The 8,031-nt window shown below is 50.6% G+C and carries 6 protein-coding genes; 2 read left to right on the top strand and 4 right to left on the bottom strand.

Features of this window, described 5'->3' with window-relative positions:
- Nucleotides 1–335: 335 nt before the first annotated feature.
- Both AC6RNO_RS33490 and AC6RNO_RS33485 read right to left on the bottom strand, forming a co-directional pair.
- Nucleotides 336–1,085 carry a YwmB family TATA-box binding protein gene (locus tag AC6RNO_RS33490; RefSeq protein ID WP_497108082.1) on the bottom strand — a complete coding sequence of 250 codons (750 nt, stop codon included), beginning with the start codon at nucleotides 1,083–1,085 and terminating at the stop codon, nucleotides 336–338.
- Between the two features lie 76 nt (nucleotides 1,086–1,161).
- Entirely contained in the window at nucleotides 1,162–1,551 is a 390-nt protein-coding gene (locus AC6RNO_RS33485) for a VOC family protein (protein WP_474686573.1), read from the bottom strand.
- Nucleotides 1,552–1,711: 160 nt separating this feature from the next.
- Here AC6RNO_RS33485 and AC6RNO_RS33480 point away from each other — a divergent pair, with 160 nt between their 5' ends.
- Complete coding sequence (locus tag AC6RNO_RS33480) at nucleotides 1,712–1,990, top strand: hypothetical protein (RefSeq protein ID WP_488436927.1); 279 nt, start codon at nucleotides 1,712–1,714, stop codon at nucleotides 1,988–1,990.
- A 124-nt stretch (nucleotides 1,991–2,114) separates the two neighbouring features.
- The gene (locus AC6RNO_RS33475; protein WP_497108081.1) at nucleotides 2,115–4,265 is read left to right on the top strand and encodes a 5'-nucleotidase C-terminal domain-containing protein; all 2,151 of its coding nucleotides are present in this window, start codon (nucleotides 2,115–2,117) and stop codon (nucleotides 4,263–4,265) included.
- Nucleotides 4,266–4,298: 33 nt separating this feature from the next.
- On the opposite strand, the gene AC6RNO_RS33470 is transcribed toward AC6RNO_RS33475, so the two are convergent.
- Together AC6RNO_RS33470 and AC6RNO_RS33465 are read right to left on the bottom strand one after the other, a co-directional pair.
- A complete protein-coding gene (locus tag AC6RNO_RS33470) occupies nucleotides 4,299–5,156 on the bottom strand; it encodes a CheR family methyltransferase (RefSeq protein ID WP_497108080.1) in 858 nt (285 codons plus the stop codon).
- 28 nt (nucleotides 5,157–5,184) lie between these two features.
- Nucleotides 5,185–7,908: a CHASE3 domain-containing protein gene (locus AC6RNO_RS33465; RefSeq protein WP_497108079.1), complete on the bottom strand. Its 2,724-nt coding sequence runs from the start codon at nucleotides 7,906–7,908 to the stop codon at nucleotides 5,185–5,187.
- Nucleotides 7,909–8,031: the final 123 nt, after the last annotated feature.

Raw genomic sequence — 8,031 nt, 5'->3', positions numbered from 1 at the left:
TTTCAAAGCTGACGAGATTTTGCAATCTCTTGTTTTGGTTGATTGCTCAACCTTGCTTCTTCACTCGTTGTTCAGTTTTCAAAGAACAATTTCTTTCGTTCGCTGCCGTGTTACCGAAGCAGCGAGATGTAATATACCATGTCTAAATCTCTTTTGCAAGCATTTTTTTTATCCATCCATGAAGATAATCAACAAGTCCAGATCATATTCGTGCTTGTCCGTTTCAGACAGGAATTACAATATAGCACAGATATTTTGATCGCGCAACTATAAATATGAAATCGCCTCTGAAACGAAAAAAAGCCGTCATATCCGACGGCGGGATTCGCTGCTATTTAATATTCCATCGTGATTACCGGCGTGCCGACCGTTAGCCTCCAGCTTCCCGTTGTCGATTCTTGATGAAGGGCGGCTTGCAGATTGATCGTCTTGCTGCCGCTTTTAATAGACGCTTGCAATTGATTGGTCGCCATTGACACGCTTAGCGTATTCGGGTCTTCGTATCGCTCTACTTCTGTCGCTTTAAAAGTTCGCGCCAACCGCGCGGCAAGCTGCTGCGGATCGCCTTGAATCATTTGCTGATCGACATGGCCCTGAATCATTACATTCCATTGGCCTTTGATATTCAGCTCTTTAAGCTTTCCCGACGCTTGCTCCTGCCAAACGAGAAGACTTGCCGGGTCCGTGAGCTTGGCGGATTCAAGACGAAGAACGACATAGCAAGCCGGCTGGTTGGCCGGTGCCGCGACGGTCAGGATGGATTGCGCTTCCTCCGCAACCTCGCTTTTCGAAGAATAGACCGGATGCCCGTTGGATTCTCCGAGAGCGGCCGATTGCGGGAGATCAAAAGCTTGGGACAGCTTTTTCCCCACTTGCAGCTGCTGCTCCTCGCCGCCGAATGTGCAATCTCCATAGTAACCCGTATACTTAAAGGTCATTCGCCCTTCGCTGGCCATGTAAGGGCTGACTGCTTCCAGCAGCCGCTGCGCATCGTTGTCCCCTTGTGCGTTCACATGGCGAACCCATCCAAATATAAAACTGGTAATCGCGATCCATATCATAGAGAACAACCATAATTTTTTCATATAAAAAGGGCACCTCTTTACTGAAATCTAAGATTCTAGTAAATAGAATGCCCAAATCTATCAACTTTTAAACCGGTTATCTCGTAGATTGGAAAAATTCAATGCGCTCCCCGTCGAGCCCGTTGAAGAAAAAGTATCTGGAACCGTTGGGAAGAGTGGTGATTTCCGCATCCACCTGCTCGAGATTAAGACCTTTGATTCTTTCATACTCAGCTTCAACATCATCGACCGAAAAGGCCAAGTGGTGAACTTTGCCTTCTTGAGGCAGTCCCGCATTGTAGCCTTCGACCAGTTCGACTTCCGATTCATTGTGCGCCCCAAAACCGAGGAACGCAAGCTTGACCACGCCATTCGAATGCAGCAGAGTGTCCTTAAGCTTCAATCCTACGACTTCCTCATAGAAGCGGATCGATTTTTCCATATTTGCGACCATGACGCCAACGTGTTCTATTTTCAAAACAGCCATTGTCCTAACCTCCATTTGCAATTTTGTCTCTATTTTAATCATTTTATAGAAAAAGCGCCAGACATGCCGGATAGCCGCCAATGCACGCCGTGCAGTGCACATTTCGCCATTTGAGGCAAGACGGTGTATACTGGAGAAAAGAACAAGGAGGCGAGGGTGCATGAGGTTGTTAAAGCTGCTTCAAATTTATGAAGTCGATGGCGTCACACCCAAACATCGTTCCGACAAGTTCAATTTTGACGAAATTCAAGGCCAGACGTTTACGGAAATCAAGCCGACCGAGATCGGCTCCCCGATGGTTTTATCCGGAATCGACAAATATATACCGTTCAAAACGACCCGCGTGCAGGCGATTGACTGGGACGGGATTGAGTTTCGGGTGCTGACGCGCAATACGATTTATCACTTCGAAATCCATACGGACAAAAGAGCCACTTAACCTTTGGTTAATAAGCGGCTTTTTTTGTGCAATCTTATAATAAAATTTACTTCTCTTATTCTATCAAATTCCCTTATACTAGTGGGTGGATTTCCCATTTTGCAAGAGTATAAGGAGGATATTCATGAAACGTACGTTTAAGACTCGTTTAACTGCTCTGACATTAGCTGCAATTCTATCAAGTTCGATTACCGGAAGTTTGGCATTCGCCGCAGAAACAAACGCATCCAAGGACGTCAAGTTAAAAAGCGATATGCAGCTGGCTGTCGAGCAGGGTGCGATCGAAGGCTACGGCGACGCCGATTACCGCGGCACGCGCACGGCGACAAGAGCCGAAGTAGTGACCATGATCGACCGCGCGGCAAAATTGAGCAAAGCGGACGCCGGAGCGGCATCCTTCTCGGACCTTGCGGGCTGGCAAAAGCAAGCGGTCGCCAACGCCGTCGCCGCCAAGCTGATCAGTGGATTCGCCGACGGAACGTTCCATCCGAACGCGCCTGTCACCCGTCAGGAATTGGCCGAGCTGGTCGTCAAAGTGCTGACCGGCGGCAAAACTCCCCAAGTCAATGAAAATGTATTGAACTATTTTGCGGATCAAGACACCATCGCCAAGCAATCCCGCCCATATGTCGCCTATGCGGTTTTGAGCGGTATTTTTGCGCCTACGCTGGACGGCAAGTTTAACCCGGATGCGGAAATTACGCGCGACGAAGCGGTTAAAGCGCTCAAACCGCTCTTGTTCCAAGTGGTCGATATTTTATCCACGAACGATATTCACGGCAAAATCGAAGTTGGCTTCGATAAAAAACGCAACCAAGGCCAAGGCGGCATCGAAACGCTCGGCGGCATCGTCTCCGATTTCCGGGCCGTCAATTCGAAAGGAACTGTCGTTGTCGACGGCGGGGACGCATGGCAGGGAACGCTGATTTCCAACACGACGAACGGGCAATCCGTTATGGACACGATGGCTGAGGTGGAATACGATGCCGCGGCAATCGGAAATCATGAGTTCGACTTCGGCCGCGATACCCTGATCGGCAATATCAAAAAAGCGAAATTCCCTATTCTCGGCGCCAACATCATCGAAGATTCGACCGGGAAGCGCGTGGATTGGACACAGCCTTACGTCATCGTCGAAAAAGACGGCTTGAAAATCGGCATCATCGGATTCGCTACGCCGCAAACCAAATCGACTACCAAATCGACGAACATTCAGGGGCTGACTTTTGCCGACCCTGTTCCGCTCGCTAAACAGCTGTCCGCCGAGCTTCGCCAAAAAGGCTGCGACATCATTCTCGTGACGTCTCACCTTCCGGGAGAGCAGGACAAAGAATCGGCCAAAATTATGAGCGAGATGGCCGATCTGGCGAACGGTACCGGCAACGGTACGCTGGATGCGATTGTCGGAGGACACTCTCATATGCGCGTAGCCGGAATTGTCAACGGAATTCCGGTCGTCGAGGCTCAAAGCTGGCTGTACGCGGTCGGCCACATCCAACTGTTCGTCGACAAAAAAACGAAGAAAGTCGTTTCCTCCAGTGCGGGTCTGCTTGAAACTTACACCAACCTGACGACCGCAGACGCCGAAATTCAAAAAACGGTCAAAGAATATCAAAGTAAAATTTCCGCGAAATCGGGCGAAGTTGAAGTTGTCGCCGCCGACGCGCTTACCCGCAAATCGTTCCGCTTTGCCGCAAATGGCGGTGTGGAACGCGACGGCACGACCCAGCTCGGCAACAGCATCACGGACGCGATGCGCGCATCCGAACAATCCGACATCGCCTTCACTAATATTGGAGGCATTCGCGCCGACGTTGACAAAGGCAATCTGACTTACGGCAAAATGTTCGAGATTTTGCCCTTCGGCAATTACAACGTTACAGGCACGATGACGGCGGAACAGATCAAAAAAGCGCTGGAAGTGACCGACAAATACTCCAAGCTTCCCGCCATTCAGTTCTCCGGGCTCAAAGTGGAATGGGATAACACCAAGCCAGACGGGCAAAAATATTCGAATATTACCCTCGTAGACGGAACGCCTGTCTATGTAGACGGCAAATTCAATACGGGCCGTAAATTCAAAGTTACGACCAATGATTTTATGGCGACCGGCAGCGGCGACGGCTTTACCGTGTTCGGTGAAGTCAAAGACTGGAAAGACGGAGCGATCATGTTGGACGCCTGGGTGAAATACGCAAACAACCTGAAATCGGCCGGCAAAGAACTGACCGTCCAAGACGACGGACGCGACGTCCGGTTGGATTTGAAGAAGTAAATACATCGAGCCCGCCGGACCAGGCGGGCTTTTTCATCTGATTTTTCGATATATTTTTTCCATAGAGTCGATGATTTCGTAGTTCGGAGCCTTGCCGGTATACAGCAGCGATTCTTTGCTCCCCAGCCCCAAAAAGCCCGATGTGCCCAAACTCTCGTAAAACAACTCCAAGGTCCGGTTTTGCAAGGCCATATCAAAATAAATGAGCACATTGCGGCAGATGATCACATGAAATTCGTTGAAGGAGCAGTCCGTTACAAGATTATGCTGAAAAAAAGTAACCTGCTGCATTAGCGCCGGCGCAAAATAAGCATATTCGTGATCGGCCGAATAGTAAGCGGAAAACTCGCGGTTGCCCCCTGCGTGAAGATAATTTTTGGTATACGCCTGCATGCGCGATAGCGGATACGCCCCTAACCGGGCTTTGTCAATGACAATGCCGTTCATATCCGTCGCATAGATTCGCGCTCTGCCGAGCAGCCCCTCTTCTTCAAGAAGAATCGCCATGGACAGCACTTCTTCCCCTGTCGAGCAGCCGGCATGCCATATTCTTATACCCGGCAGTTCTTTCAAATAAGGTACAACTTTGCTGCGAAAAGCCCGAAAGAAGCCGGGATCGCGAAACATCTCCGTAACATTGATGGAGAAATCTTTGATCAGGCGTTCCCCCATTCGGCGGTCATGGAGCGTTTTTTCCAACAGCGCGGTAACGGTCGGCATTTTTTCCAGGCGCATGCGGTTCTGAATCCGGCGGCGTATGGAGCTTCTCACATAACCTCGAAAATCGTACCCGTAAAACCGGTGAATGCCTTCCAGCAGCAAATCGATTTCTATCGCTTCCCTCTCGTCTTCCATAAAAACATCCCACTCATCCGAATAAAAGTCATCCATCTCTCTAGTTATCACCTGCTGTTCTGTTCTAGTTTGTCAGCCACACCCGCATCAAGGAAAACAACTGGTTTAAATGAAGCGGCTTGCTGATATAATCCGACGCCCCCGCCTCCAGGCAAATGTCCCGATCCTGCTTCATCGCCTTGGCGGTCAGCGCAATAATCGGAGTTTGCTCGTATTTCGGATGCCTTCTGATGGCCCTCATCGCATCGTAGCCATCCATAACCGGCATCATAATGTCCATCAGCACGAGATCGATAGGGATATGCTGCTCCAGAAGCTCCAGACACTCTTGTCCGTCATGCGCGACAGTAACGATCATCCCTTCGTTCTCCAGCGCATTCGTCAGCGCAAAAACGTTGCGCACGTCATCGTCTACGACAAGCACTCTTTTTCCTTGAAAAGAGCTCGTCTCCGACGAGACCGCAGGCGCCGCCTGAATAACGGTCTCCACGGCCGGATGCGGAACGGGCTGGACAACGGTTCGTTCGGTTGCCGCCACTTCTCTGCGCACTGCGGCGAAATCGCGTAATTCCGATCTCAATGAAGGAATATAGACGGTGAATATGCTGCCCTTTCCTTCGACGCTTTCGAGCGCAATGCAGCCGCCCAGCAGATGCACCAGCTCACGGCAAATGGAAAGTCCGAGGCCGGTGCCGCCGTATTGGCGGTTCGTCGTTCCGTCGGCCTGCTGGAACGCTTCGAAGATCAGCTTCCGCTTGTCTTCCGGTATGCCGATCCCCGTATCGGCAACCGAGATCGCGACGACCTCGGTATCCTCGAATGCCGGCAGCAGCAATGCGGCCCGCTCAGGCTCGCATAACCCGATATTCATGCGGATCGAGCCCTGATGCGTGAATTTGATCGCGTTGGAAAGCAAATTTTTGATAATTTGCTGAAGCCTCTGTTCATCCGTGTAAAAGACGCCCGGCACGACCGGGTCCAGCTCCAGGATGAACGCCAAATTTTTCCGTTCGGCCAGCGCGGCAAATTGGGTGTGGATAACGTCCGCAAACACGGCCGGAAGAACGCTGTCGACATGAATATCGAGCATGCCCGCCTCAACCTTGGACAAATCGAGAATGTCGTTGATCAAGACGAGCAGATCCTGGCCGGAGGAATGAATGACGCGGGCGTATTCCTGCTCCTCCGGCGTCAGCCGGCCTTGCCCGTTATCGGCGAGCATTTGCGATAAAATAAGCATGCTGTTCAGCGGTGTCCGAAGCTCATGCGACATATTGGCCAAAAATTCCGACTTGTACTGCGAGCTTTGCTGAAGCTGCTTGGCGTACTCCTCGAGCTCCGACTTGATCTGTTCCAGCTCCATCGTTCTTTCGTCCGCATAGCGGATCTGCTCTTCCAACTGTTCATTCGTAATCCGCAGCTCTTCTTGCTGCGTCTGCAGCTCTTCCGCCTGTGTTTGCAGCTCCTCGGTCAATACTTGCGACTCTCTGAGCAGCCGTTCGATCTCCGCCCGGCTTTCCACGCTATGTACGGTAGTGCCGAATTCCTCCAAAATGTCGTCAAGCAGGCTCAATTGCTCCGTTGTAAACGCCTGAAAAGAAGCCAGTTCGATCACGGCAACGACTTCATTGTTGTATTCCACCGGTGCGATTAAAATGCTCCGCGGCCTGCCCGAACCGAGCCCCGAGGCAATGGATATGTAGCCGTCCGGAACTTGCGTCAGGTGGAAAAAGCGGTTTTCCAGCGCACTTTGGCCGACGAGCCCTTCTCCCAGTTGAATGACCTCCGCCCCGACCGACTCGGCCGCAGCCGCAAAAGAGGCCAATTTGACCATCTGCGCTTTGTTGCCCTTGAAGGACCGAATGTAGAAAACACCGTAGGATGCATCCAACAATCCGGCCGTTTTATTGATGAACAATTGCCCCATCGTCCGCATATCGGAAACGCCCTGCATCATGCTGATCACTTCCGTCAGTCTGATTTGATGCCAGCGGCCCTCTTCCTGATTGTCCAAGAGAAGATTCGTCGCCTCGGCCAAATCCCTGACTTCATCATTGGTGCCCACTTGTATTCTTTGGGAAAAATCCCCTTTGGACCGGGCGATTTTGGCGATCGTTCGAGCCACCTGCCTGATGGTCCCGACAATCGAATGTGAGATCAGCAAAACGATCGTGATGGAAATCAGCACCATGGCTGCAATGATCGCGAATATCCAGAACGTTAAAATCTGGTTTCTCGTATCCAAACGGTTAGCCCGATCTTTGGTCGTTTCTTTCTCCTTGTTGCGAAAATCTTCCAACTGGTCGCGAATTTGCTGCGTATTTTTTTTGCCTGAGTCCTGTTTATAGAAATTAAGCACTTCCTCGTTTTTATCCGCTTTTTTGAGAGCGATCAGCGGTTCCGCCGATTCGCGAATCCAGTGCTCGATCAATATCCGAATGGATGACAGGTGCTGAAGCTGGTTCGGATTGTCGGACACAAGCTTGGCAAGCTTGGCGTAAGATTCCCGCCATCCGCGCGCGCCTTCGCTGTAGAAGTTTAAATAGTCCGCGTCGCCGGTAAGCAAATACCCCTGCTGGCCGGCCTCCATATCCATGACGAATTTCTCGATCCGGTTCGTTTCGTCATGGATGGCAAGATCGTGATCGATGACAAAATTTCTGTCAGACTGCATCGACAGGACCTGATTGTTCACCAAGACAAACGAAACGGATATGCTGGCGATGATAAATATGTATCCGAGAAGTATTTTCAAACGTATACCCAGCCTTATTTTGCTCAACACCATGACATCCCTGCCCTTCCATGTCTATCCAATCAAATTATACTACCATTCCCATTGAATTCGCAGCTTGTTCATCGCCTAACTTTACTTAGGTAACGCGTTGATGTATTATTAAATTGTCGTATT

This window comes from Paenibacillus sp. sgz302190, from assembly GCF_059820445.1.
This window is presented reverse-complemented; position numbering and strand designations above follow the sequence as displayed.